This window comes from Paenirhodobacter enshiensis (assembly GCF_000740785.1).
GTDB lineage: Bacteria > Pseudomonadota > Alphaproteobacteria > Rhodobacterales > Rhodobacteraceae > Rhodobacter > Rhodobacter enshiensis.
In genome coordinates this window covers 1-1,178 of the sequence record NZ_JFZB01000083.1, presented here as the reverse complement: position 1 = coordinate 1,178, position 1,178 = coordinate 1, and the positions used below count along the sequence as shown (strand labels likewise).

Here is a 1,178-nt window from a genome sequence, read left to right as displayed (position 1 = left end):
GATTACTTGAGGATCTTCGAGACGACGCCCGCGCCGACGGTGCGGCCGCCTTCACGGATGGCGAAGCGCAGCTTCTCTTCCATCGCGATCGGAGCGATCAGCTCGACGGTGAACTTCAGGTTGTCGCCCGGCATCACCATCTCGGTGCCTTCCGGCAGCTTCACGGTGCCGGTGACGTCCGTGGTGCGGAAGTAGAACTGCGGACGGTAGTTCGCGAAGAACGGCGTGTGACGGCCGCCTTCTTCCTTCGTCAGGATGTAGGCCTCGGCCTCGAACTCCGTGTGCGGCTTCACCGAACCGGGCTTGCACAGAACCTGACCGCGCTCGACGCCGTCACGGTCGATGCCGCGCAGCAGCGCGCCGATGTTGTCGCCCGCCTCGCCGCGATCCAGCAGCTTGCGGAACATCTCGACGCCCGTGCAGGTCGTCTTCTTGGTGTCGCGGATGCCGACGATCTCGAGTTCGTCGCCGACGTTCACGGCGCCACGCTCGACACGGCCGGTCACAACGGTGCCGCGGCCCGAGATCGAGAACACGTCTTCGATCGGCATCAGGAACGGCTTGTCGATGTCACGCTCCGGCGTCGGGATGTAGTCGTCGACCGCGGCCAGCAGCGCGCGGATCGAGTTCTCGCCGATTTCCGGATCGCGGCCTTCGAGAGCGGCCAGAGCCGAGCCCTTGATGATCGGGGTTTCGTCGCCCGGATAGCCGTAAGCCGACAGAAGCTCGCGGATTTCCATCTCGACGAGTTCCAGCAGTTCCGGATCGTCGACCTGGTCGACCTTGTTCATGTACACGACGATGTACGGGATGCCGACCTGACGGCCGAGCAGGATGTGCTCGCGCGTCTGCGGCATCGGGCCGTCAGCCGACGAAACCACCAGGATCGCGCCGTCCATCTGCGCGGCGCCGGTGATCATGTTCTTCACGTAGTCGGCGTGGCCGGGGCAGTCGACGTGCGCATAGTGACGCGTCGCCGTCTCGTATTCCACGTGCGCGGTCGAGATCGTGATGCCGCGAGCCTTTTCTTCCGGCGCGCCGTCGATCTGGTCATAGGCCTTGAATTCGCCGAAATACTTCGTGATCGCAGCGGTCAGCGTCGTCTTGCCGTGGTCAACGTGGCCGATCGTGCCGATGTTGACGTGCGGTTTCGTCCGTTCGTACTTTGCCTTTGCCAT

Annotated in this window: 1 protein-coding gene; it reads right to left on the bottom strand. The window is 63.9% G+C overall.

Going from position 1 to position 1,178, the window contains the following annotated elements; genetic code table 11:
* Positions 1-2: 2 nt before the first annotated feature.
* On the bottom strand, positions 3-1,178 hold a 1,176-nt coding region (gene tuf, locus CG50_RS15985; protein WP_036640651.1), incomplete at its 5' end, for an elongation factor Tu.